This is a genomic window from Psychroserpens damuponensis (assembly GCF_000826655.1).
Lineage (GTDB): Bacteria > Bacteroidota > Bacteroidia > Flavobacteriales > Flavobacteriaceae > Psychroserpens > Psychroserpens damuponensis.
The window spans coordinates 59,713-85,786 of the sequence record NZ_JXJO01000018.1 but is presented as its reverse complement, the minus strand read 5'-3'; the positions used below and the strand labels follow the sequence as shown (position 1 = coordinate 85,786).

General features: G+C 32.4%; 21 protein-coding genes. 20 read left to right on the top strand and 1 reads right to left on the bottom strand.

Annotated features, from left to right (window positions below):
• The 11 genes from gndA to TD29_RS11490 all read left to right on the top strand — a co-directional run bounded on the left by gndA (window position 1) and on the right by TD29_RS11490 (window position 17,637).
• Complete coding sequence (gndA, locus tag TD29_RS11540) at window positions 1-1,884, top strand: NADP-dependent phosphogluconate dehydrogenase (protein ID WP_040280832.1); 1,884 nt, start codon at window positions 1-3, stop codon at window positions 1,882-1,884.
• A 45-nt stretch (window positions 1,885-1,929) separates the two neighbouring features.
• A complete protein-coding gene (locus TD29_RS11535; protein ID WP_052467087.1) occupies window positions 1,930-3,204 on the top strand; it encodes an Nramp family divalent metal transporter in 1,275 nt (424 codons plus the stop codon).
• Window positions 3,205-3,324: 120 nt separating this feature from the next.
• Window positions 3,325-5,670: a polysaccharide lyase 6 family protein gene (locus TD29_RS11530; RefSeq protein WP_040280831.1), complete on the top strand. Its 2,346-nt coding sequence runs from the start codon at window positions 3,325-3,327 to the stop codon at window positions 5,668-5,670.
• Window positions 5,671-5,729: 59 nt separating this feature from the next.
• Window positions 5,730-8,012, top strand: a complete 2,283-nt coding sequence (locus TD29_RS11525; protein WP_040280829.1) for an alginate lyase family protein — start codon at window positions 5,730-5,732, stop codon at window positions 8,010-8,012.
• 64 nt (window positions 8,013-8,076) lie between these two features.
• Entirely contained in the window at window positions 8,077-8,451 is a 375-nt protein-coding gene (locus tag TD29_RS11520; RefSeq protein WP_040280828.1) for a cupin domain-containing protein, read from the top strand.
• A 384-nt stretch (window positions 8,452-8,835) separates the two neighbouring features.
• The gene (locus TD29_RS11515; RefSeq protein WP_040280827.1) at window positions 8,836-12,036 is read left to right on the top strand and encodes a SusC/RagA family TonB-linked outer membrane protein; all 3,201 of its coding nucleotides are present in this window, start codon (window positions 8,836-8,838) and stop codon (window positions 12,034-12,036) included.
• A gap of 10 nt (window positions 12,037-12,046) precedes the next feature.
• Complete coding sequence (locus TD29_RS11510) at window positions 12,047-13,366, top strand: RagB/SusD family nutrient uptake outer membrane protein (protein ID WP_040280825.1); 1,320 nt, start codon at window positions 12,047-12,049, stop codon at window positions 13,364-13,366.
• 338 nt (window positions 13,367-13,704) lie between these two features.
• Window positions 13,705-14,418, top strand: a complete 714-nt coding sequence (locus tag TD29_RS11505; protein ID WP_040280823.1) for a FadR/GntR family transcriptional regulator — start codon at window positions 13,705-13,707, stop codon at window positions 14,416-14,418.
• 18 nt (window positions 14,419-14,436) lie between these two features.
• Window positions 14,437-15,738, top strand: coding sequence for an MFS transporter (locus tag TD29_RS11500; protein WP_040280822.1), 1,302 nt, complete (start codon window positions 14,437-14,439; stop codon window positions 15,736-15,738).
• A 49-nt stretch (window positions 15,739-15,787) separates the two neighbouring features.
• On the top strand, window positions 15,788-16,549 hold the full coding sequence (locus tag TD29_RS11495) for an SDR family NAD(P)-dependent oxidoreductase (protein ID WP_040280820.1): 762 nt from the start codon (window positions 15,788-15,790) through the stop codon (window positions 16,547-16,549).
• 80 nt (window positions 16,550-16,629) lie between these two features.
• Entirely contained in the window at window positions 16,630-17,637 is a 1,008-nt protein-coding gene (locus TD29_RS11490) for a sugar kinase (RefSeq protein ID WP_040280819.1), read from the top strand.
• Here TD29_RS11490 and TD29_RS11485 read toward each other — a convergent pair.
• Window positions 17,617-18,657: a LacI family DNA-binding transcriptional regulator gene (locus TD29_RS11485; protein ID WP_040280818.1), complete on the bottom strand. Its 1,041-nt coding sequence runs from the start codon at window positions 18,655-18,657 to the stop codon at window positions 17,617-17,619. The two genes, TD29_RS11490 and TD29_RS11485, sit on opposite strands and share 21 nt — an antisense overlap.
• A 137-nt stretch (window positions 18,658-18,794) precedes the next feature.
• On the opposite strand from TD29_RS11485, the gene TD29_RS11480 reads away from it, so the two are divergent.
• The 9 genes from TD29_RS11480 (at window position 18,795) to era (ending at window position 26,033) form a co-directional block, all read left to right on the top strand.
• Entirely contained in the window at window positions 18,795-19,841 is a 1,047-nt protein-coding gene (locus tag TD29_RS11480) for a sugar kinase (RefSeq protein WP_040280816.1), read from the top strand.
• Between the two features lie 6 nt (window positions 19,842-19,847).
• Window positions 19,848-20,297 carry a YhcH/YjgK/YiaL family protein gene (locus tag TD29_RS11475; RefSeq protein ID WP_040280814.1) on the top strand — a complete coding sequence of 150 codons (450 nt, stop codon included), beginning with the start codon at window positions 19,848-19,850 and terminating at the stop codon, window positions 20,295-20,297.
• A 7-nt stretch (window positions 20,298-20,304) separates the two neighbouring features.
• Window positions 20,305-21,522, top strand: coding sequence for a 6-phosphofructokinase (locus TD29_RS11470; RefSeq protein WP_040280812.1), 1,218 nt, complete (start codon window positions 20,305-20,307; stop codon window positions 21,520-21,522).
• A 16-nt stretch (window positions 21,523-21,538) separates the two neighbouring features.
• Window positions 21,539-22,207: a bifunctional 4-hydroxy-2-oxoglutarate aldolase/2-dehydro-3-deoxy-phosphogluconate aldolase gene (locus TD29_RS11465; RefSeq protein ID WP_040280811.1), complete on the top strand. Its 669-nt coding sequence runs from the start codon at window positions 21,539-21,541 to the stop codon at window positions 22,205-22,207.
• A gap of 8 nt (window positions 22,208-22,215) precedes the next feature.
• Window positions 22,216-22,743 (top strand): LacI family DNA-binding transcriptional regulator, encoded by a 528-nt coding sequence (locus TD29_RS11460; protein WP_040280810.1) that lies wholly within the window; start codon window positions 22,216-22,218, stop codon window positions 22,741-22,743.
• Window positions 22,744-22,761: 18 nt separating this feature from the next.
• On the top strand, window positions 22,762-23,592 hold the full coding sequence (locus tag TD29_RS11455) for a DMT family transporter (protein ID WP_241485269.1): 831 nt from the start codon (window positions 22,762-22,764) through the stop codon (window positions 23,590-23,592).
• A 24-nt stretch (window positions 23,593-23,616) separates the two neighbouring features.
• Window positions 23,617-24,075 (top strand): RNA methyltransferase, encoded by a 459-nt coding sequence (locus TD29_RS11450; RefSeq protein WP_040280808.1) that lies wholly within the window; start codon window positions 23,617-23,619, stop codon window positions 24,073-24,075.
• 132 nt (window positions 24,076-24,207) lie between these two features.
• Window positions 24,208-25,119, top strand: coding sequence for a YihY/virulence factor BrkB family protein (locus TD29_RS11445; RefSeq protein WP_040280807.1), 912 nt, complete (start codon window positions 24,208-24,210; stop codon window positions 25,117-25,119).
• 32 nt (window positions 25,120-25,151) lie between these two features.
• Window positions 25,152-26,033 (top strand): GTPase Era, encoded by an 882-nt coding sequence (gene era / locus TD29_RS11440; RefSeq protein WP_040280805.1) that lies wholly within the window; start codon window positions 25,152-25,154, stop codon window positions 26,031-26,033.
• The last annotated feature ends 41 nt before the right edge of the window (window positions 26,034-26,074 follow it).

Sequence of the window (26,074 nt, the reverse complement as noted above, 5' to 3'; positions counted from 1 at the left end):
TTGAATAACGTCATATTTATTATAGGTGTTTCGGGTTGCGGAAAAAGTACAATCGGGAAAATGCTTTCTAAAAACTTAAATATCCCTTTTTTTGATGGTGATGATTTTCATCCTGAAAGTAACGTGCTAAAAATGTCTAGCGGACAAGCATTAAATGATAATGACAGGCAAGGTTGGTTAGAAACTTTAAATACGTTAGCAAAAAATCAAATTGTAAATAATAGTTGCATTATAGTTTGCTCTGCATTAAAGCAAAAGTATCGCGATATTTTAAGTCGTGATATTCATAAAGAAACAAAATGGGTGCATTTAGTAGGAAGTTTTGAGCAAATTTTTAAAAGAGTAAATGCTAGGCCTAATCATTTTATGCCTACCAAATTATTAAAATCGCAATTTGATACTTTAGAGCAGCCAAAAGATGCATTACAAATAGATATTAGTTTATCACCAATAAATATTATTAAAACTATAAATAAAGAATTGATGACTACTTCTCAGTTTGGATTATTCGGATTAGGTGTTATGGGTAAAAGCCTGTGTAGAAATCTAGCCAATAACGGTTTCAAAATTTCCATGTTTAATAGGCATGTTGAAGGAGTTGAAGAAGATGTTGCTAAAAATTTCAAAGCACAATATTCTGAGCTATCACAAGCAGAAGCTTTTGATGATATTTCGGCTTTTGTAAACTCTTTACAGCAGCCAAGACGTATCATGTTGATGGTTAACGCAGGTAAAACTATAGATTACGTTATTGAAGATTTGTTACCACATTTGTCTGAGAATGATATTTTAATTGATGGCGGAAATTCTAATTACACAAAAACAAAAGAACGCTGTGACTATTTAAAAACTAAACATATTCATTTTATTGGTACAGGTGTTTCTGGAGGAGAAGAAGGTGCATTAAAAGGCCCTTCCATTATGCCAAGTGGAGATCAAGAGGCTTATAATAATGTCAAGGTGTTTCTTGAGACAATTTCAGCTAAAGATAATAATGGCTTACCTTGTTGTACCTATGTTGGTCCAGAAGGGAGTGGTCATTTTATTAAAATGGTTCACAATGGAGTAGAATATGTTGAAATGCAGTTATTAGCAGAAGTTTCAACAATTTTAAAAATCTTAGGTCAAAATCCAGACGAGATTGCTAATACGTTAGATAGCTGGAAAAGCACAGCAAGTAGTTATTTGTTAGAAATAACAACAGCGATTTTTCAAAAAAAGGAAGGTGATAATTGGTTGGTAAATAAAATTTTAGATAAAGCAGGAAACAAGGGTACAGGTAACTGGACAACCATTGCATCTGCTCAGTTAGGTGTGCCAAGTACCTTGATTGCATCTGCCTTATTTTCTAGATATGTTTCTTTTTATAAAGAAGAACGGGTTCAATTACATGACAATTTTAAAACAATAATAACTTCGGAAATGAACATAACTACAAATGATGTGCTAGAGGCATATCAATTTGCTAGAATTATAAATCACTACCAAGGTTTTAAACTCATTGCTGAAGCTTCAAACAAATTTGCATGGAATTTGAATTTAAGTGAAATCGCTAGAATCTGGACAAATGGCTGCATCATTAGGTCAACTCTAATGGAAGACTTGGTTGAGGTCTTTAAACACACTTCAAATATGTTAACCAACAAAGCATTAATAGAACAAGTAAATCAGTACAAGCCTGCAGTAAAAAAGGTAGTGTCTCAATGTATACTTAATGATCTCACAACACCTGCTCTTAGTGAAGCTATTCAGTTTTTAAACGGAATCACTACCACATACGCTTCAGCAAACGTTATACAAGCGCAACGCGATTATTTTGGAGCGCATACTTACCAGAGACTTGATGATCAATCAGGAAAAAGTTATCATACCAACTGGAACTAGAAACCTTCAACTAACAAGCACAACCATTAACTAACAATTTCTACTATGGAAGCAACAACACCAAAAAAATCATTTATAAAAAAAATCATTGCTATCATATTAGGTTTTGGTCCTGGTATTTTTGCCATTGGTTATACCATAGGTACAGGTAGTGTAACGTCTATGATTGTTGCTGGTAGTAAATTTAATATGCAATTGTTATGGGTACTTTTAATAAGTTGCCTTTTCTCAGGAGTGTTAATGTTTGCATACGGTAATTATGCGCTAATTACAGGTGAAACGGCTCTTTTTGGATTTAAAAAACATTTCAAACTAGGAAAAATATTAGCCATCGCAATTATTATAGGTATTACGTTTGGGCAATGGAATTCTCTCATGGGTATTTTAGGGATTTCATCTAACATAATCTTTGAGATTTTAGCATTAAACTTTGAAGGATTAAGCGCTTATAAATATGAAACAGTCCTCACAATAGCCATTGTGATAATTGTTGTTTTTTACTTATTAATGTTAGTTGGTAAGTATACGTTTTTCGAAAAAATATTGGTCATTTTTGTAACCTTAATGGGATTATCATTTGTATTGTCTTTATGTTTTGTGCAACCACTTCCTGTAGATGTTGTTAAGGGTTTAATTCCAACTATTCCTGATGTGCCAGGTGGTAAAATGCTAGTAGCAGCATTTGTAGGAACTACGATGGCATCTGCCACATTTTTGTCTAGACCACTGTTTGTGAAAGGAAAAGGCTGGACTATTGACAATCTTAGTCAGCAAAAAAGAGATTCAATTACGGCTGCATTTTTAATATTTGTTATTAGTGGTGTAATAATGGCAGTTGCAGCAGGTGCTTTGTATTATCAAGGTAAAGAAGTGTCACAAGTATTAGATATGGCAAATACTTTAGAACCTGTTGCAGGTAAATGGGCCGTTTCTATCTTCTTTTTTGGAGCTTTAAGTGCTGGTTTATCATCTATTTTTCCGTGTTTATTGATTGCACCTTTATTAATTGCCGATTATCAATCTGGTGAATTAGATACAAACTCTAAACAGTTTAGAATCATTACAGCTATTGCTTGTTTGGTGGCTCTAATTGGTCCAGCATTTGGTGCAAATCCTATTGAAATTCAAATACTATCTCAAGTATTTAATGTGTTTGTTTTGCCATTGGTCATTTTAGGTATTATCCTAATAGTCAATAATAAAATGATTATGAAAGGATATAAAACAGGCGTATTTGTAAACATAGGCTTATATGCATCTCTTCTATTTGCTTGTGTGATTTCTTATAACGGAATATTGGCATTAATGGAATATTTTTAAGATTATAGCATGATTTTTATCAAAATAGAACAGATTTGAGATAAATTTCTATATATTTTTTGGTTAATTCCAAAATTCACGTATATTGGTAAACCAATCTGGTAAACCAATTCTAATTGCATGAAAATCAAACATTCCCTCAGTTTTGTCCTCTTCATTATCATCATATTAATTACGTTTTCTTTTAAAGATGCGACACCTAATGTGTTGTTAGTTAAAAATATATCCCAATTTAATAATGCTGTTAAAAATGCTAATCCTGGTGATGTTATTACGTTGGCAAATGGCGTTTGGAAAAATGCCGAATTGGTTTTTGAGGGTAAAGGAACAGCAGATAAGCCAATCAAATTAACCGTCGAAAACAAAGGAAAAGTAACGTTAGAAGGTGCTTCTAATTTACAATTAGCTGGTGAGCACTTAATTGTTGAAGGTCTAGTTTTTAAAAATGGCTACACACCTACAAATGCTGTAATTTCTTTCAGGAAAAATAGAGAAGAAATGGCTAATAACTCAAGATTAACTGAGTGTGTAATTGATAATTATAATAATCCAGAACGTCAAGTACAGGATTATTGGATTACTATCTTCGGAAAAAATAATCGTATTGACCATAATCATATTGTTGGTAAAAAGAATCTTGGAGTTACCATGATTGTAGGTTTAGATACCAAAGAAAGTTTAGCTAATCATCATAAAATAGATCATAACTATTTTGGTCCTCGTCCCACTTTTGGAAACAATGGAGGTGAAACTTTGAGAATAGGAACGAGTCATCATGCTTTAGAAAATTCTAACACCTTAGTAGAGTCTAACTATTTTGATAGAACGAATGGTGAACACGAAATTATCTCAAACAAATCATGTCAAAATACGTTTAAATATAATACGTTTTTTGAATGTACAGGAACCTTAACCATGCGTCACGGAAATGAAACATTAGTTGACGGAAATGTGTTTATTGGAAACGGAAAACCGAGTACAGGTGGAGTTAGAATTATCAATGAAACGCAAACAGTAATTAACAATTATCACATAGGTTTAACTGGATATCGTTTTAGAGGTGCTTTTGTGATGATGAATGGAGTGCCAAATTCTCCGCCAAACCGCTATGTTCCTGTTATTGATTCTAAATTAAGTAATAACACATTTATTAATTGTGATCACATTCAGTTATGTGCAGGTAGTGATGCAGAAAGAAGTCAAGCGCCTAGAACTTCAGAAATATCAAATAATATTTTCTATAACGAAAACAAGAATGATACCTTTACTGTGTACGACGATATTAGCGGTATTGCATTTAAAGATAACCTTCTAGGAAAAAATGGTAAAACAACTATTAAGGACGGATTTGAAAACGCAGACATTACTTTGGTTAAAAACGAACAAGGGTTCTTAATTCCGAAGTCAAAAAAAATCAAAAACGACATAACCATTAGTTCAAAAATTGCTACTAAAAAAAATACTGGAACAGCATGGTATTCAAAAGCTGATAAAACTATAGCCTTAAACTCGGGTAAAATTATTAAAGTTAAAGCAGGAATTAATACCTTATATGAAATAGTTAAAGAATCTAAAGCCGGAGATATTATAGAACTAGAAGCTGATGGTACTTACTTATTAACTAAAGCTGTACAAATACATCATCCATTAACTTTTAAAACTGCAGGCGCTAAAAAAGCGACTATTATGTTTGAGCGTATGATGGCTTTTGAAATTCAAAATGGTGGAAGTTTGGCCTTAGAAAATATAACTTTTGATGGTACAAAATCTCCAGATTACGCAGGTAACTCTGTAATTAGTACAAGTAAAAATTCAATGTTAGACAACTACAAACTGTTCATAGATAATTGTGAATTTAAAGATATGGTTGTTAACCATTCATTTGATGTACTTAGAGTCTCAAAAGGCACATTTGCAGATACTATTAGTATTCAAAATTCAACCTTTAAAAATATCTCAGGTCATATTGCTGCATTAGATAAAGAAACCGATGATATTGGAGCCTATAATGTAGAATATCTTTTAATGAAAAATAATACAGTTACCAATTTGCAAGGTGCTGCCTTACGATTATATAGAGGCGGAAAAGACGAAAGTACTTTTGGTCCATTTTTAGAAGTAGATCACAACATTTTTAATAATGTAGGCTTTGGTAAAAAAAATAAATATAGTGCAGCCATGTCATTATATGGTGTACAAGTAAATGATATTCAAAATAATAATTTCAATAATACCAAAGGGCTAAATATGCATTTAGTAGTTGGTGAGCCCATTGTTAATGTGGTGAATAATAATTATTATAAATCTGGTGAAATTATAGTTACTGGAGATCAAAAATATAACGTTAAGAACTTATATCATATTGAATCAAATTTTAAAGAAGGAACCTTTGAATTATTAGACAATTCTTCATTAAGAGGAAAAGGAACTGATAATAATGATATAGGAATTATTCTAAATAAATAATAGAGTATAAGTAGGTCTTATATTATTTCATTTTAACCATCTAGGTGTTACAATCAATTATGAATACAAAACAAAACATATTATTTTTATTTGCTTTAGTCGCAATTGTATTAACTGTGTTTTCTTGTAAAAAAGAAAGCGCAGATGATACAAACAAGAAAAACGAAACTTCTGTAGCAAATCAACAACATCCTAAACTTATTTTAACCGCTCAAGGTGTAAAAGATATTAGAGCGCAATTAGGTACTATTCCAATTTTTGATCAATCGTTACAAGCGGTTAAAGAAGAAGTTGATGCTGAAATTGAAGCAGGAATTGATGTGCCAATTCCTAAAGATTATTCTGGTGGTTATACACACGTTAGGCATAAAAAGAACTGGTTTATACTACAAAAAGCCGGTTTGTTATATCAAATTTTAGATGACGAAAAATATGCCAAATATGTAAAAGACATGTTAATGGAATATGAAGCCTTGTATAAAACCTTACCATTACATCCCAAAACACGATCTTATGCTAGAGGAAAATTATTTTGGCAATGCCTTAACGATTCTAATTGGTTGGTATATGTTAGTCAGGCTTACGATTGTATCTATAATTACCTAACGGAAGAAGAACGCAACAAATTAGAAACAAATTTATTCAAACCCTTCGCAAATCACATTTCCGTAGATAGTCCGCAATTTTACCAACGTGTGCACAATCACAGTACTTGGGGAAATGCAGCTGTAGGAATGATTGGCTTGGTTATGGATGACGAAGAGTTAATTAATCGCGCCTTATACGGTATTAAAGATTTAAAATTAGATGCTAACAAAAAAGATGACGATGGTGGATTTTTAAACAAAGACGGAAAAGCAGGTTTTTTAGCCAATATCGAAGAGCCTTTTTCACCAGATGGTTATTATAGTGAAGGGCCTTATTATCAGCGTTATGCGATGTATCCTTTTTTAGTTTTTGCTGAAGGATTACACAACGTAAAACCTGAGCTTAAAATTTTTGAATACAAAGAAGGCGTACTTTTAAAATCTATAAATGCGTTACTAAATTTATCTGATGCAGATGGCGATTTCTTTCCATTAAACGATGGTCAAAAAGGAATGTCATATTACACAAATGCTTTAGTAACTGCTGTAGATGTATCTTACCACTTTGGAAATCAAGATCCTGGTTTGTTATCAATTGCAAAACAACAAGATAAAGTATTATTGGACGATTCTGGTTTAGCCGTTGCACTTGGTATTAAAAACGGAAAAGAAAAACCGTTCTCAAAAAAATCTATTAATTTATCTGATGGTCCTGAAGGAAAACAAGGTGGTGTTGGTATTTTAAGAAACGAAAATTTAGAACTAGTTTTTAAATATGCAGCACAAGGTTCTAGTCATGGACATTACGATAAATTATCCTACTCATTATATGAAAAAGGAGAAGAGGTGATTCAAGATTACGGATTATCTCGTTTTGTAAATATCGAACAAAAAGGAGGTGGAAATTATCTAAAGGAAAATAAAACATGGGCAAAACAAACCATTGCACATAATACAATCACTCAAAATGAAACCTCTCATTTTACAGGCAAATATGATATAGGAAGTTTATATCATTCTGATTTAAATTATTTTTCTTCGGAAAATGAAAATGTGCAGGTAGCAAGTGCTATCGAAAAAAATGCGTATCCAGGAACTACAATGCTGCGTACAATGGCTATAATTAAAGATGAAGATTTTGAAAAGCCTTATATGCTTGATATTATGAAGGTGACTTCCGCTACTGCGAACCAATATGATTTTCCTTTTTATTATTTTGGGCAAGTATTACAAACTAATTTCAAGTACAATTCACCTAAAACATTAAAACCGTTAGGTTCAAAAAATGGATATCAGCATTTATATGTAGAGGGTTCAGGAGAAGCTGCCGAAGGTAATACTAAGTTTTCATGGTTTAACAACAATAAGTTTTACTCGTTAACAACACTAACCTCAGTTCAAGACGAATTATTATTTGCTAGAATTGGAGCAAACGATCCTGACTTTAATTTGCGTCGTGATCCTGCTTTAATACTAAGAGCTAAAAATTCAAAAAACAGAACCTTTGTTTCTGTGATTGAAGCACATGGTAGTTATAGTCCAGTTTCAGAATCTGCAATAAATTCTAATAGTAGTATAAAATCAATTAAAACAGTGTTAGATACCCAAGCATACACAGCAATTGAGATTACCAGTTTAAACGGGAATGTTAAATTGTTTATCACTGCAAATGCCAACAATTCAAAACAAAAAAAACACAACTTATTAATTAACGATAAGAATTATGAATGGTCAGGTTCTTATTATTATAAATAACATAAACGCCATTCTAAGCATAACAAAGAATCTCAAATAATAATTAAAAATAAAGTAAATAAAAATGAAAAGATTTAGCGAAAAGTACATTGTAGCAAAAGATATGGAATGGGAAGTTCTTGGAGGAGGAGTTTCTAGAAAATTTTTAGGTTATGACAATCAAATCATGATGGTAAGCGTAAAATTTGAAAAAGGAGCTTTAGGTGCACCGCATCAACATTTTCATACGCAAGCTACGTACTGTGTGTCTGGTAAATTTGAATTTGAAATTGATGGTATAAAACAAATAGTAGAAGCTGGTGATGGCGTTTATATCGAGCCAAATTTATTACACAGTGCAGTTTGCTTAGAAGAAGGACAGTTAATTGATACATTTAGTCCAGTAAGAGAAGATTTTTTAACAGGAGTTGGACCTTCCTATTTTAGCGATAAGGAATAGTAAGTCTATATCTTTTTCGAATAATGAGGAGTGACTTATTTTATAGTAATAAAATTCCTACCAAAAAAGTAATGTTTGCTATTTTAACTTAAACATTATCTATTTTAACAGATAAATTTTGCGAAAACGTTGTAATTAACAAAATTTTATATATATTTGGTAAACCAATCTGGTAAACCAATTTGGTTTACCAAATTAATTTAAACAAAAAAAGGACAGGGTGGGCCTATCCTTTTAAAAAAATACTTCTATAGATCGAAGTAAAAAATAATAATTACTTAATAAGTAAGTACAGTTGCAAAGGTACGTAAAGTTATTTATTTGCGCTGTTAGATTTGATAGGTGATTATTTTTATTAACTAATTCAATTCAAAACAATTAATTATGAATTTAAAAAACAAACTACCGCTATTAGTTGCATTGCTAATTAGCGTAACAATGTTTGCTCAAGAGAGCTTGTTGCTCAAAGGGACCGTTGTTTCTGAAGTAGATCAACAACCTATTCCGGGTGTTAATGTTCTTGTTTTAAATACGACAAGAGGAGCTTCAACAGATTTTGATGGAAATTTTCAAATCAAAGTAACTTCAGGAGATGTGCTTCAGTTCTCTTATTTAGGTTTTGTAACCAAAACAGTAACTATTGGAGATCAAACAACGTTAACTGTTTCTATGGTAGAAGATTCTGCTCAATTAGATGAGGTAGTAATTGTAGGGTATGGTACTCGTAAAAAGTCACATCTTACAGGATCAGTAGCGCAAGTAAAAGGAGAGGATGTTGCGGCAGTGCAAGCTACACGTGTTGATGAAGCGTTAGCAGGTAAATTATCTGGTGTATTAATTCAAAATGCGAGTGGAGAACCAGGTGCAGATTTAAAGATTCAAGTAAGAGCAGCGTCATCTATTTCTGGTGATTCTAGCCCATTAATTGTTGTTGATGGATTTCCAATTTCTGGAAATTTAGCAACTGTAAACCCAAATGATATAGAAAGTTTAGAAGTTCTAAAGGATGCTGCTTCTTCTGCTATTTATGGCTCTAGAGGTGCAAATGGTGTTATTTTGGTTACAACAAAAAAAGGAAAGTCTGGTAAAGCTAAGTTTAGTTACAATACCTATTACAGCACATCAAACAAGTATCAAAGAGATAATTTACTTATGAATTCTGCTGAATGGGCTAATACCATAGAGAATAACATTGCTAACGGGAGTTTTGATGTTTCTGAAGTAGATCCAGCTTTATTAAATTATAGAATAAATGCGTATAGAAATTCACCTGGAGCAATTAGTCCAGAGGAATGGTTATTTCAAACAGGAAATAGTAAAAGCCACGATTTCAGTATGAGTGGTGGAAGTGATAATGTAAATTATTTCGCTTCAGTTGGTTATCAGGATACTGAAGGTATAGCAATTACTCAAGAATTTGAAAGAGTAAATGCACGTATGAACATTGATGCTAAATTAGGAGAGAAGTTCAAAACAGGTGTGAGTTTTAGTGGTTTTAAATCTGATAGAGCCATCTTAGCACATGATCAAAGAGATTTACTAAGAGCTTACGGAGTACATCCTATTTATCACACTGAAGAGTCTATTGCTTTTGTTCAACAACTAGATGCCCAAGCACAAGGTTTAGGTCTAGATCCATTTGACAATGGCTATAGAGGTGGTGATTTAGGTGTAGATTTAGGTATTAATAGTAGTATTTATACATTACAACCAGGAGATACAGCACAAGATTGGCATTACGGAAGATCAGGTAATGGTATTGGAGGTTCAGGAGATGCAGGTCCAGCAACCAAGCTTGACAACGCAGAACAAACGCAACGTACATATTTTGCTAATGTAAATTCATATTTACAATACAGTATCATAGAAGGTTTAAATTTGAAAACAGTTTTAGGTGCTGATATTAATGATACTCAAGATTATTATTATCAAGGGCTTGAGGCAGATTCTAGATTGCGTACAGATCAAACAGACTTAGATCAAACGGATGTTAAAAGATCATCTGTATTAAGTGTTACTACTTTAGATTATTCTAAGGAAATAGGAAAGCATGATATTTCTGCTTTAATTGGTGTAGAGTTTCAAAATTTCTATATTAATGGAACGGCTTTACGAGGTACTAATGTCCCATTTGGTGATATTGTAAATTATAATCTATTAGCTCCTGAAGATATTACTGTAACAGAAAGAGATGAGGAAATTAACAGACAGAGTGTTTTTGGTAGAGTAAATTATGCTTTCGATAATCGTTATTTAGCATCTGTTTCGGTAAGAAGAGATGGTGACTCTCGTTTTGGTGCTAATGAAAAATATGCTGTGTTTCCTGCGCTTTCATTAGGTTGGAATGTACATAATGAAGCCTTTTATAAGTCAGAACTTTTATCATTATTGAAATTAAGATTTAGTGTTGGATCCTTAGGAACTACTGCATTTTTAGGATCTTACGATGCATTGAGCCTTCTAAATCCTGCCTCAACAGGATTAGGTAATGGGTTTTTAATCCCTGATAATGTGGCAAATCCAGATTTAACTTGGCAAACTAATACAGAGACTAACTTTGGTACCGATTTAGGGTTTTCAAATAACCGTTTTAGATTTAGTGTAGATTACTATACATCTAACATTGAAGATATACTACTTAGTAGAAGTGTTTCAGAAGTTTTAGGTACTACAAGCGTACTAATTAATTCTGGTGATGTAGAGAGTAATGGTTTGGAGTTTGAACTAAGTGCGAATCTTATTAATAACGATAACTTTTCATGGAACGTAAGTGGTAACTTATCTACAGTTAATACTGAAATTAAAGACTTAGATGGTCTAGACGAATTACCACCTACAATTTACGGTCAGAGTGGGAGAGGCCCAGAATTTAGAAACTACGTTGGAGGAGAAATTGGTGAAATGTGGGGATTAGAAACTACAGGAGAAGTTGAGTCTGTACATATTGCAGATCCAACAAGAACCCTTGGTGCTAATAGTGGAGAGGTCTATGTTGTAGATCAAAATAATGATGGTATAATTGATAGAGATGATTATGTTAAAATTGGACAAAATACACCAGATTTTTATTGGGGTTTTAACAGTCAAATGACATATAAAGCTTTTGATTTTTCTATGCAATTTCAAGGTTCACATGGTGCAGAAATTTTTAACATAGATCCGTTATACTGGCAATCTCAATTTGGAGGAAGATTACGTAGCAGTTTTGATGCTTTAGATAATGTTACTGGTTTACCAGTAGATGGAGGAGATGGTATCGCTGATGTTAGCGGACGCCATTATACACGTGCAAGAGATCAAACAGATGCTGTGATACAAGATGCGTCTTATGTAGCATTAAGAAATTTAACTATTGGTTATACACTTGACAATGATTTGACAAGTAAATATGGTATAAGTTCTCTTAGACTTTATGCTGCAGCTACTAACTTACTATATTTCTGGTCAAATGATTATACTTCGTTTAACCCAGAAGGAATAGAAACTACTAATGGAGGTTATTTAGGACCAACTACATCTGGTGTTCAAGTAGGAGCTAGTCCTGTAGTAAGAAGTTTTACTTTCGGTTTAAATGTTAACTTTTAAATAAAAAAAAATGAAAAATATATATGTATTATTAGGATCATTGCTGTTAATAACAGCATGTTCATCAGATTTAGATCAAGCACCACCAAATATTGCAAGTGCAGAATCATTAACAAATTTTACAGAAGTTTTAAACGCTGCATATTTTTATCAACATGCCTCTGTAACACCAATGGCAGTAATGGGCGATTTTAGAGCAGATAACGCTTTGATGGATGAAGAACCATATCCTGCATTTGATAGATACAATAGCGATTTATTTGACGGAACCTTAAATGAACAGTTTTTCCGCCCTTTATATTCAGCTTTATACAAGTCAATATTAAGTTCTAATAACGTAATCACAAATTCTGAAAATGAAAATGATGTTGCTCAAGCAAAATTTTTAAGAGCATTGTCATATTTCAAATTAGTTCAAATGTTTGGAGATGTTACAGTAAATTTATCTGCTGAACCAAGCACAACAGATACATCCATTTTAGTAAGGCAACCTGCTAATGAGGTCTATAATGATGTTATTGTTCCTGATTTGCAAGATGCAATAGCTGTTCTAGATAATTCAGGATTAGCTAGTGGAAGAGCATCTTTAATTGCAGCTCAAGGTTTATTAGGTAAAGTTTATGTGCACATGGGTAATTTTAATCTTGCAGAGCCTAGTCTTGCAGATGTTGTAAGTGGAGCGCCTGGTGCAGGCATAAGTTTACAAAGTGATTTCGCAAACATTTTTGGAGGAGAAAATGATTTGAATTCTGAAATTATATTTTCAACTCAAATATCAGGTTCTGTGCCAGATGAATATGGGTTTTCTGAGTTTTGGGAATGGTCTTTTGGATTAGATACAAAATCTTTAGACCCTTTAGATCCATCTCTAATTGCTGCTTTTGACGCAAGTGAAGCTGGTGGTGATACAGATTTAAGAAGAGCTATTACTATTGATGAAATGACGTCGGCATCACCTAAATTCCAACAAGCTGGAGGTGCAGAACAAGATTTTATTGAAATGAGACTAGCAGATGTAATTTTATTATATGCTGAAGCGTTAAATGAAAATTCAAACACACCTGCTGCTATAATAGAATTAAACAAGATTAGAAATAGAGCGGGTTTACCAAATACAACTGCTACAACTCAAGCTGCAGTAAGGACAGCAATTGCTAATGAAAGAAGATTAGAATTAGCTTTTGAAGGTCATAGATGGTTTGATTTAGTTAGAACAGGTACTGCTACAACAGTATTAGGTTTTTCAGATACTAATTATTATTTAGCGCCTATTCCAATTTCAGAAGTTACATCTAGTTTTGGAATAATTACCCAAAACCCAGGATACTAAGCTAAAAAATGTTATTGTCTTTATAATTATCGATTAGAATTGAGTATCTAACCTAGTTACAAAGGCGGTTGAGATTATAGAGTTTAGCCTTCATTGATAAGACGTTAGAAATTAACATGAGTTTCTAAAATAAGGTTCTATAAATAAATAGAGATTTAAAAATTAAAATTAATTATTTGAGAGTTGGTCACTTATTGAGTTCTACTGATCTATATAAATGATGAGTAGAATTCTTTAAGTACTTTAAGTTTTTTTGTAAAATTAAACGCGTTGTTTTTGTATTTATTACATAAATTTAACACGAAAAAACAGTAACTATTTTATAAAGTTTAAAGAATATGAGATTAGAAATATTAGCAAAATTGGATAGTTTAGATATGCAGAATGCTATCATTTCTAATATTCGAGATTTAATAAATGATAAAAATCTTGAACCAGGTGATAAATTACCTTCTGAAAGAACATTATCAGAAAAATTTGGAGTAACAAGAAGTAATGTTAGAGATGCCATACAAAAATTAGAATTTTATGGCTTACTGGAATCTATACCTCAAAGTGGGACATTTGTAGCAAATATAGGTGTTATCGCTTTAAATGGTATGATTGAGGATATTATCAGACTTGAAAGCCCAGATTTTAAATCTTTAGTTGAAACTAGAATTTTATTAGAACTTAAAACAGTTCGACTAGCAGCTCTCAGAAGAACTGATGAAGATTTAGAAAAAATTAAGATTGCATTAAACGCGTACGAAGCAAAAGTATTGGAAGGAAAAGATGCTGTGCAAGAAGATTTGTTATTTCATCTTGCCATTGCTAAAGCTAGTGGGAATAGTTCTATGAATACTTTTATGTTAAAAATCACTCCTGAAATTATTACAAATTTCGAAAAGTATCATGTATGCGATAAAAGCTTAGCTAATTTAGGTATTGATGAGCATAGAGCTATATTTAATGCTATTGAGTTGCAAAATCCAAAATTGGCAAAACAAAAAATGAAAGAGCACTTTAATGTGTTATATCAATATTGTTATAATATTAAAAAATCATTTTAATTTACACATTAAAGACGTATGAAAACTAAAGGATTAAGATGGTGGGTTGTTGGACTAGTAGCTTTAGCTGCAGTTATCAATTATATAGATAGACAAGCTTTTGGAGCACTTTGGCCAAACATCGCCAAAGATTTGTTTCCAGAAATGGGTGCAGATGATACTAAATTAATTTATGGAACTATATCTGCAATCTTTGTTTTAGCCTATGCTGCAGGTCAAACTATTTTTGGTAAAATATTTGATTGGATAGGAACGAGATTAGGTTTTGCTTTGTCTATAGCAGTTTGGTCTTTTGCTACAATAATTCACATTTTTGCTAAAGGAGTAGTGAGTTTTTCAATTTTCAGATCTATATTAGGTATTGCCGAAGCTGGGAATTGGCCAGGAGCAGCGAAAGCTAATGCAGAGTGGTTTCCAACAAAAGAACGAGCATTTGCTCAAGGTATATTTAATTCTGGTGCTGCTATTGGTGGCATTGTAGCTTACCCAATAATAGGGTTGTTATCTGCGTATTTAGAATGGAAAGCTATATTTATTTGCGTAGGTTTATTAGGGTTTTTATGGCTATTACCTTGGTTATTTATCGTTAAAACCACGCCAGACAAGCATCCATGGTTATCTGAAGAGGAAAGAGATTATATTCTTTCTGGGCAAAAAAATCAAGATCTTGATGAGGACGGTGATTATGATGATGGTTATACTCCGAGCACTGGAGAATTGCTTAAACATAAAGAAAGTTGGGGAGTTATCATAGCTTCAGCAGCTATTGATCCAATTTGGTGGTTATTTATAGTTTGGATTCCAATATATCTTAATGAAGTTTTCGGGTTAGACGTAAAAGAAATAGCATTCTCAGCATGGGTTCCTTATGTTGGAGCCATGTTAGGAGCTTGGTTTGGTGGGCTTTTAGCTCAAAATCGATTATCTGCAGGATGGAATGTTAATAAAACGCGTAAGATGGTAATCACATTAGGGTGTTTAATCATGATACCTTGTTTCTTTTTATTAAAAGCACCAGGATCAGCAATAAACGCTGTTATAATTATGGCTGTATTATTGTTTGGTTTTCAAACAGCAATTGGAAATGTGCAAACCTTACCTAGTGATATGTTTAGTGGTAAAGTAGTTGGTACCTTATCTGGATTTGCAGGTACAGCGGCAAAATTAGGCGCTTTTGGATTAACTATTTTGATTCCAGTATTAACAAAAGGGGGAAATTATACATATGCATTTTTAATTGGAGGTGCTCTATCAATAACAGCATTAGTTGCAGTTTGGGTATTATGCCCAAGAATCGAGCCTTTAAAACCTAAGGCTTAATAATATATTAAATAAAATAATAATAAATACATTTTAAAAATAAGTACAAATGAGTAACAAAGGAAAAGTAGCGGTAGTAACTGGAGCAACAGGAGGTATAGGTTTTGAAGTAGCTAAAAGGTTAGGTCAAGATGGCTATACCGTGGTATTAAATGGAATAGATGATGAAGCTGGAGCAGAACGTTTAAAAGAACTTACTGCGGAAGGAATTGATGCAGAATATTACGGTTTTGACGTTACTAAAGAGGATCAAGTGACTTCAAATATCACCACTATAGGTGAAAAATATGGTAGAATTGATGTACTTGTAAATAATGCAGGAGGCTTAGGTGGAAGATCTAGATTTGAAGAAATGACTACAGATTTTTATAGATTTGTAATGGCTTTAAATTTAGACTCTGTATTCTTTGCTTCAAGAGCGGCAATACCTTTCTTAAAGAAAGGTGAACACCCTTCAATCATTAACTACACATCTAATGCAGGATGGACAGCAGGTGGACCTGGAGCTGGAATTTATGGAACATCAAAAGCAGGTGTTCATGCTATAACGCGAGCATTAGCAAAAGATTTAGCAGAATACGGAATTAGAGCGAATGCTGTATCACCTGGTACTATTGATACGCCATTTCATGCACAAATTAAAGCGACCAAACCAGAAGTTTTTGCTTCATGGGCTAACAATATTATGTTAGGTAGATTAGGGCAGCCAGAAGATGTAGCAGGAGTTGTTTCTTTCTTAGCAAGTAAAGATGCTTCTTTCATTACAGCAGAAACTATTCAAATTGGAGGTGGTCAAGCTTTAGGTATCTAAATAGTATATATTATAAAAGTTTAAATGCCTTTCAACTATGAAAGGCATTTTTTTTGTAAATTAATTCAAAATAATTAACCATGAATCAAACCGTTACATTTGGAGAAGTTTTAATGCGTTTATCGCCTTTAGGTAATAAAAAGTTTATGCAGTCTAATCGTTTGGAATTTTATTTTGGAGGCACAGAAGTTAATGTAGCCATTTCAATAGCAAATTTTGGAGGTAAAGTAAGGCATGTCTCATCCATATCAGATGATTTTATTGGAGATACAGCAAAATCTTATTTAAGAAAATTTGGTGTAAGTACAGCTGGAATTGCTCGGTCTAAACGCCCTCTAGGAATCTATTTTTTAGAAGTAGGTGCTGTTATGCGACCTAGCGCAATTTCTTATAATAGATCTCATTCTGCATTTTCTGAAATAACACCTACTATGGTTGATTGGGAGAAATCACTTAAACGTTGCACTTGGTTTCATTGGACAGGTATAACTCCAGCATTATGTGAAGGCGGTTATCTTACCTTAAAGGAAGGTTTGATTTTGGCTCAAAAAAAAGGTGTAGAAGTTTCGGTTGATCCAACATATAGAAGTGGCTTATGGAAATATGGCGCAGACCCTAGAGATACACTTTCAAATTTATTACAATACTGTACAATTTTTATTGGTGGTATTAACGAGATGAATGAAGTTTTAGGTGCTGATTATAATTATTCAAACGAGGATTTTATTGAAGCGAGTAAACATTTGCTAAAAGAATTTCCTAACATAAAAAAAACATTCGATAAAATTAGAACGCCAATTAATGCGTCTTGGCATAAAATAAGATCTAGAATGTGGAATGGTAACGAATATCGAGAAACTTTAGATCTAGATATCACTCATATTGTAGATAGAATTGGTACAGGTGATGCTTTTGCTGGTGGTTTAATTTATGGGTTACAACATTTTGATGATGATTATAAAGCCATGGAATTCGCAGCTGCGGCAAGTGCTTTAAAGCATACGTATGAAGGCGATGTTAATTTTTCTAGTGTAGACGAAGTGATGAGTGTTTTAGATGGAAATACCTCAGGAAGATTTAATAGATAAATGTCTATTGGATGAATTTCTTATTATTAGCTCAGACTTTAAAATATTTTTTTCTAGTTTGGGCTTCCAATTTTTTGCTTCAATACGCTTAATAAATGTTTCTGCAGCTATTTTGCCAATTTGCTCGCTATGTTGTTTTACAGTTGTTATTGTTGGGCTAACTAATGATGTAAAAGGCTCATTTCCGAAGCCAACCAAACACATTTCTTCAGGAACTTTTACGTGTTGTTCATTTAAAACTTGTAATGCACCTAATGCAGCATAATCACTAGCAACATAAACAGCATCTGGTGGGTTATCTAAAGATAATAGTTCTTGCATTTTTAACCTACCGTCTTCTAAGGTTAAACTACTTTCAATTAATAAATGCTTGTCGTGAGGTAAATTGTGTTTATGAAGTGCATCGATAAAACCTCGTATTCTATTATTAAAGATTCGTGTTCGTCTAAATCCGCCAATATGTGCAATACGCTTACAACCAATAGCAGTTAAATGTTCTATAATCATATGACTACTTTCATAGTCATCAATACCAATATAGTCAACATTTAAATCGTTTTCACCTCGATCAAATAAGATTAACGGTATGCCTTTAGATTTTATTTTTTCATAATGTGATAGGTCTACAGTTTCATTTGCCATAGATGCAATGATACCGTCAACTTGAGTGAATAAAAGGGTGTCTATATTTTTGCACTCTTTTTCAAAAGATTCATTAGACTGCGTAATAATAATATTATAACCTGCTTTGTTAAGAACACCTTCCATATTTTCTATTACTGATGAAAAGAAATTACTATTGGTTCTAGGTACAATTACACCAACTAAATTACTTTTTCCACTTCTTAAGGCACTAGCTAAATGATTAGGTTGATAATTTAATTCTCGTGCAACACGTTTTACAGCGTTTTTAGTTTTTGCACTAATTCTTGGATCATCATGCATTGCTTTTGAAACCGCAGCAGGTGAAATATCTAAAACATTTGCAATGTCTTTAATGGTAGTTTTTTTTTTATTCACTTAGATTTTATATATTTGCTTAATCGTTTAAGCAAATGTATTGTTTTAACTTGAAATAATCAAAATATCGCTATTTTGATTTATTTTTTAAATGTTGCTTAAACGTTTAACCAAACCATAATAAATTAAAATATAAAATGAAAAAAGTAGTCACTTTTGGAGAAATCATGTTAAGATTAGCTCCTCAACAATTTTTAAGATTTTCACAAGCATCAACATTTGACGTTGTATATGGTGGAGGAGAATCTAATGTAGCTGTATCTCTTGCAAACTATGGTGTTCCCGTAGATTTTGTAACACGATTACCAAAAAATGATATTGGAGCGTGTGCGATGATGGAAATGCGAAAAAGAGGTGTAGGTGTAGATAAAATTATTTATGGTGGAGACCGTTTAGGGATTTACTTTTTAGAAACTGGTGCAGTAAGTAGAGGTTCTAAAGTAGTTTATGATCGTGCACATTCTGCAATTTCTGAAATGACACCAGGAATGGTAGATTGGAAAGCTGTATTTAAAGATGTGGCTTGGTTTCACTGGACAGGAATTACACCTGCTATTTCTCAAGGAGCTGCAGATGCATGTTTAGAAGCTGTAAAAGTAGCTAGTGAAATGGGTGTGACCATTTCTACAGATTTAAATTATAGAGCAAAACTTTGGACATTTTGTGATGATGCGCATCGAGAAAAAATCATGACAGAATTAACATCGTATTGTGATGTTGTTTTAGGAAATGAAGAAGATGCTGAAAAACACTTTGGTATTCATCCAGAAGGTTTAGATGTGCATAAAGATGGTCATGATGTTAAAGCAGAAGCTTTTTTATCTGTGTGTAAGCAAATGATGGAGAAATTCCCAAGAGCTAAAAAGGTAATTACAACCTTGAGAGGTTCAATTTCTGCATCGCATAATACATGGGCTGGAGTGTTATATGATGGAGAAAAAATGTTTGAAACACGTCAATATCAAATTACTGATATTGTAGATAGAGTTGGTGGAGGAGATTCGTTTATGGGTGGATTAATTTACGGATTATTAAAATATCCTGAAGATGATCAAAATGCATTAGATTTTGCAGTGGCTGCATCTTGCTTAAAGCACACTATTAAAGGAGATGCAAATTTAGTGACAGTTGCTGAAGTTGAAAAATTAATGGGTGGTGATGCGTCTGGTAGAGTAGCAAGATAATTTGTTATGATAGTAGATACATTAACTAACGCTAGTATTTATAGTAAGTTACATCCTTTATTTGCTAAAGCATTCGCTTATGTAAATGATAAGGATATTTTAACTCTTGAAGATGGTACTTATGAAATTACCGATGGATTAAAGTTAATTGTAGCTACTGGAGAAGCAAAGTTAAAAGAAGAAAGTTTAAAAAAATTTGAATGTCATGACTTATATATTGACATTCAAATTTGTGCTAGAGGTTTAGAAACAATTGCTTGGAAACCAAGAGAAAAATGTTCTGTTAAAAATGGAGATTACGATCCTGTTAGAGATAGACGATTTTTTCATGATGAACCAGATATGTTTTTTCAATTAACAGATAATCAATTTGCTATTTTCTATCCTAATGATGTGCATGCTCCAATGATTGGAGATGGTGAGGTGAAGAAATTAGTATTTAAAGTTAAAATCTAATGTTATTATGAAAAAATCTGTTGCAATTATTTGTGGTGGTGGTCCAGCTCCAGGAATTAACACGGTAATAAGTACATTAGCAAAAACCTTTATCAAAGATGGCTATGAAGTCATAGGTGTACATCATGGTTATGAAGGTTTATGTGCTGAAAACCCTGAAGTTAAGATTTTTGATTTTCATCATGCCGATCGCATTTTTAGTCGTGGAGGATCTACTTTAATTATGAGTCGGTTTAAACCTAAAGACAGCGATTTCAAATCTGATTTTTTTAGAAATAATAATGTAAAATTATTAGTGACCATTGGTGGTGATGATACTGCTTCTACGGCAAATAGGCTAACAAAATACCTTAACACTCAAAGCCTAGAGGTTGCACATATTCATGTTCCAAAAACCATTGATAATGATTTGCCATTGCCTGATAGGAACCCAACATTTGGATTTCATACAGCCAAAGATGAAGGTGTTAGAATTGGAAATACAGTATATGAAGATGCTAGAACTAGTGAAAATTGGTTTGTAGTTTCAGCAATGGGAAGATCTGCAGGGCATTTAGCATTTGGTATTGCTTCTGCTTGTCATTTTCAAATGATGATTATACCCGAAATGTTTAATAAAACTAAAATCACATTTGATAAGCTAATTAATATGATTATCTCTTCAATAGTGAAATGTAAAATTGAAGGTGTTGAGTACGGTGTAGCATTAGTAAGTGAAGGTGTATTTCATTTTATGGATGAAGACGAAATTATAAATTCTGGAATCAACTTTACCTATGATGATCATGGACATCCTGAATTAGGGAATGTTAGCAAGTCTCATATTTTTAATTATTTATTACAAATAAAACTAAAAGAAATTGGCCTAGAGATTAAGTCACGACCAGTAGAACTTGGTTATGAATTGAGATGTTGTAATCCAATAGCATTTGATTTAACACTATGTACTTTATTAGGTATAGGTGTTAAAAAATTATATGACCAAGGATTGACAGATTGTATAGTTAGTGCCAATTCAAGTGGAGATATCAAACCCTTATTTTTAAAAGATTTTGAAGATGAGCACGGTAAAATTCCTCCTAGATTGGTTGATATCAATTCTGATATGGCACAACTATTTATAGATAATCTATTCTTTTTAAAAGAAAAAGATTACGAAAAAGCGAGAGCATATGTACCTAATCCAGAGGTGTATGATTTCAAAAAAATATTAAATTGGAATTAAAAAAAATAATATAAAGATGGCAAATTATACGAGAATAGAAGTTGCAAATGTTATGAAACAAACAGGAATGGTTCCATTGTTTTATAATTCAGATTTAGAAATTAGTAAAAAAGTAATCAAAGCGACTTATGATGGTGGAGCACGTTTACTTGAATTTACTGCAAGAGGTGATTTTGCTCATGAAGTGTTTGGAGAGCTAAATAAATGGGTCATCAAAGAATTACCAGGAATGATAATGGGAGTTGGTTCGGTAACAGATGCAGCGTCTGCATCTCGCTTCATGGCATTAGGAGCCAACTTTATTGTAACTCCTGTTTTAAGAGAAGACATTGCAATAGTATGTAATAGACGTAAAGTAGCTTGGTCTCCAGGTTGTGGTTCTTTAAGTGAAATTTGTCGTGCTGAAGAACTTGGTTGTGAGGTTGTAAAATTATTTCCAGGTGGTATCTATGGTCCTGATTTTGTTAAAGCAATTCGTGGTCCTCAACCTTGGACAAGCGTTATGCCTACAGGAGGCGTTTCTCCAACCAAAGAAAATTTAGAAGGCTGGTTCAAAGCAGGAGTAACTTGTGTTGGTATGGGATCTAAGCTTATTGCAAAAGATGCAGATGGTAATTATGATCTAGCTAAAATAGAATCAGATACTAAAAATGCATTAGCAATAATCTCTGATTTAAGAAAATAATATAGTTAATGTATCAATCAACTATAACTCTTAAAAGTATATCTATATTATCTGGATACTCTGTCTCAACAGTTTCTAAAGCTTTAAATGGTAAGAGTGATATTAGCTCTAAAACTAAAGAGATTATAAAAAATATAGCCATAGAACATAATTATGTGCCTAATTTTTCTGCGTTATCTCTTAGAAAACAGCGAACCAGAACTTTTGCGATTATTGTTCCAGAAATAGCAGACGCTTGTTATGGTGGTATTATTTCAGACATACAAAAAATGTCTTTTAAACAAGGTTATAGATTGCTTGTTTTTCAATCTTTTTCTTCTGAAGAACAAGAAGAACAATGCTTAAAAAATATAAATGATGGCAGTGTTGATGCTGCCATCATGATTTCAAATTTTAAACAAGATAACGCATCAATTTTTATCAATAATCAATTACCAATTGAGTATATTGACATTTCTAATCTACAAAATAAAAAAGGACTTAAAGAGCAAGTAATTATAAGTTTTAAAAAGTCTTTAAAACAATTAATTAGTTAGCTTTTAATACGTTATTGTATGTACAAAAAAGCTATCATATACATGTCTATTAGTGCTTTGGCTTTCGCACTGCTAAATGTTTTTGTAAAAAAACTAGGCTACTTTAACGTATATCAAATTGTGTTTTTTAGATCTATTGGTACATTGTTATTTACAATTCCCTTTTTAATAAAAAACAAAATATCATTTTCAGGGAATAAAAAAGTACTGCTTGTTTCTAGAGGTGTAGTAGGTTGTATAGCCATGACCTTATTTTTTATGTCTATAAAACATCTCTCAATGGGTTCTGCTGTTTCTATTAGGTATATTTCACCCATATTTGCCGCATGTTTTGCATTGTTTTTATTAAAAGAAAAGATCAAACATTTACAATGGTTTTGTTTTGGAATTGCTTTTTTTGGCGTTGTACTTTTAAAAGGTTTTGACAATCAAATAAATAATATTGGTTTAATTTTTGCCATTGCATCAGCCATATTTACTGGATTAGTATACATATTTATTAGAAAAATTGGTGATAGCGATCATCCCGTAGTCATCATTAATTATTTTATGATTATTTCGGCAATAATTGGTGGAGTTTTAAGTATTAATGATTGGACAAACCCTATAGGTTTAGAATGGTTATTGTTATTAAGTCTTGGTGTTTACGGCTATTTCGGACAATTATACATGACGAAAGCTTTTCAAACGACAGAAATTAACCAAGTCGCACCACTTAAATATATTGAAGTGATTTTTACCATGATTATTGGTGCAATTTGGTTAAATGAAACCTATACTTTAGTGGCTTTATTGGGTATTCTATTAATATTAACAGGACTAATTTTAAATTTTGTAGTTAAGCGTTAACCTCTAATTACTATTTTTGTTGTTATGATTAATAACTTCGAAAATGAGTTCTTCGGAATAGGAATTCAAAACGGAAAAACTCCAGAAAATCTTGGCGTACTTTGGCGCTCTGCACAAAACTTAGGTGCGAGTTTTATTTTTACCATCGGAAATAGATATGCTAAGCAAGCTAGTGACACGCATAACGCTGTAAAGTCTATGCCTTATTTTCACTATGATACATTTGAAGATTTTTTTAAAAACCTTCCTAAAGGTGCCAGGATTGTAGGTGTAGAATTAACCGATAAAGCCGAAGATTTAGAAACTTTTCACCATCCAAGACGTTGTGTCTATTTATTAGGAGCAGAAGATCATGGGCTCACTTCGCAAGCTATTGATAAAAGCCATTTTTTGATTAAATTTAAATCGGAGTTGAGTCTTAATGTTTCCGTAGCAGGAAGTATAGTAATGTACGATAGAGGTATTGCGAAACCTCGATCATAATTTGGTGACGTTTCATTTCCGAAGCTAAACCAGCTATTTTTTGTTTTAATTTTAAATGGAATAATAATAATCGCCTTTGAGCAAATGACCTTATTCTTTTTTTAGTAATCTTATCACCTCAATATGTAAGGTATGGCGACTTCAAAATTTAAGATAAAAGATCTTCCTAGATTATTAATTGACACCTATAAATCATGGAACTTAAATGATCCTTGGAGAATGAGTGCAGTTGTTGCTTATTATGCGGTTTTATCGTTGCCTGGACTGTTAATTATAATTATAAATGTAGTTGGTAGTATTTGGGGACGTGAGATTGTGCAAGGTCGATTAACAAGTAAAATAGCTTCAGTTTTAGGAAGTGAATCTGCCGAAACTATTAAAACTATAGTGTCACAAACCTTAGATACAGAAAGTAGTATTATATCAACAATTATAGGTGTTGCTACTATTCTATTTGGTGCCACAGGTGTGTTTTATCAATTGCAAATTTCTTTAAATACCATTTGGAAAGTAGATAAAATATCGAAATTTAGTTTTAAAAAAATAATAACAGATCGTGCTAGAAGCTTTGCTTTTATTTTAGCCGTTGGGTTTTTATTATTAATCAGTTTTGTTTTTACTACAGTGATTTCTGCATTAACAAAAGCCATTCAAAATTCATTCCCAGATATTGTATTATATGTGGTTTACAGTATTAATTTTATCATTTCAATTTCAATTATATCAACACTTTTTGCTTTGATGTTTCGTTATATGCCAGATACAAAAGTGAGATGGAAAACCGTATGGATTGGTGCAATCTTAACAGCTGTTTTGTTTGTTTTTGGAGAGTTTCTTCTAGGTCTTTACTTCGGAAAATCTAATCCAGCATCAACCTATGGCGCAGCAGGAAGTATTGTACTGGTTTTACTTTGGGTGTCTTATTCTTGCTTAATATTCTTTTTTGGAGCTGAATTTACAAGGCAATACTCTATAAAATATGGACATGATTCTCATTCATATCATAACAAGATTGCCGACCTTATCGAAAAAGAAGATAAATAGGTTTATCTTTGTAGTCTATTAAAGCAATTATAATGAGTCATAAAGCAGGTTTTGTAAATATTATTGGTAACCCAAATGTTGGTAAGTCTACCTTAATGAATGCGTTTATTGGTGAGAAATTATCAATTATTACATCTAAGGCACAAACAACAAGACATCGTATTTTAGGTATTGTAAACGGTGAGGATTTTCAAGTAATACTAAGTGATACTCCAGGTATTATTAAACCAGCTTATGAACTTCAAGCATCAATGATGGATTTTGTAAAATCTGCTTTTGATGATGCCGATGTTTTAATTTACATGGTAGAAATAGGTGAGCAAGAATTAAAAGACGAAGCGTTTTTTAATAAAATTACAAACTCCAAAATTCCTGTTTTACTATTGTTAAATAAAATTGATAAATCAGATCAAGCTCAATTAGAATCACAAGTTGCGTTATGGTCTAGTAAAGTGCCTAATGCAGAAATATTTCCAATTTCGGCATTAGAAGGTTTTAATGTTAAAGAAGTATTTGGTAGAATAATAGAATTACTTCCAATGTCTCCAGCCTTTTATCCTAAAGATCAATTAACAGATAAACCAGAGCGCTTTTTCGTAAATGAAACCATTAGAGAGAAAATCTTAATGCATTATAAAAAGGAAATTCCTTACGCTGTAGAAATCGATACCGAAGAGTTTTTTGAAGAAGATAATATTATTAGAATGCGATCTGTAATCATGGTAGAACGTGAGACTCAAAAAGGCATCATTATTGGCCATAAGGGTAGCGCTCTAAAACGTGTAGGTATGGAATCTCGTAAGGATTTAGAGAAGTTCTTCGGAAAGCAAGTCCATCTAGAATTATACGTAAAAGTGAACAAGAATTGGAGAAGCAATCAAAGGCAATTGAAACGCTTTGGGTATAACCAGTAAGTTTGTGTGTTCAGAGCAATTATATACTTAGGTCTTGGTCT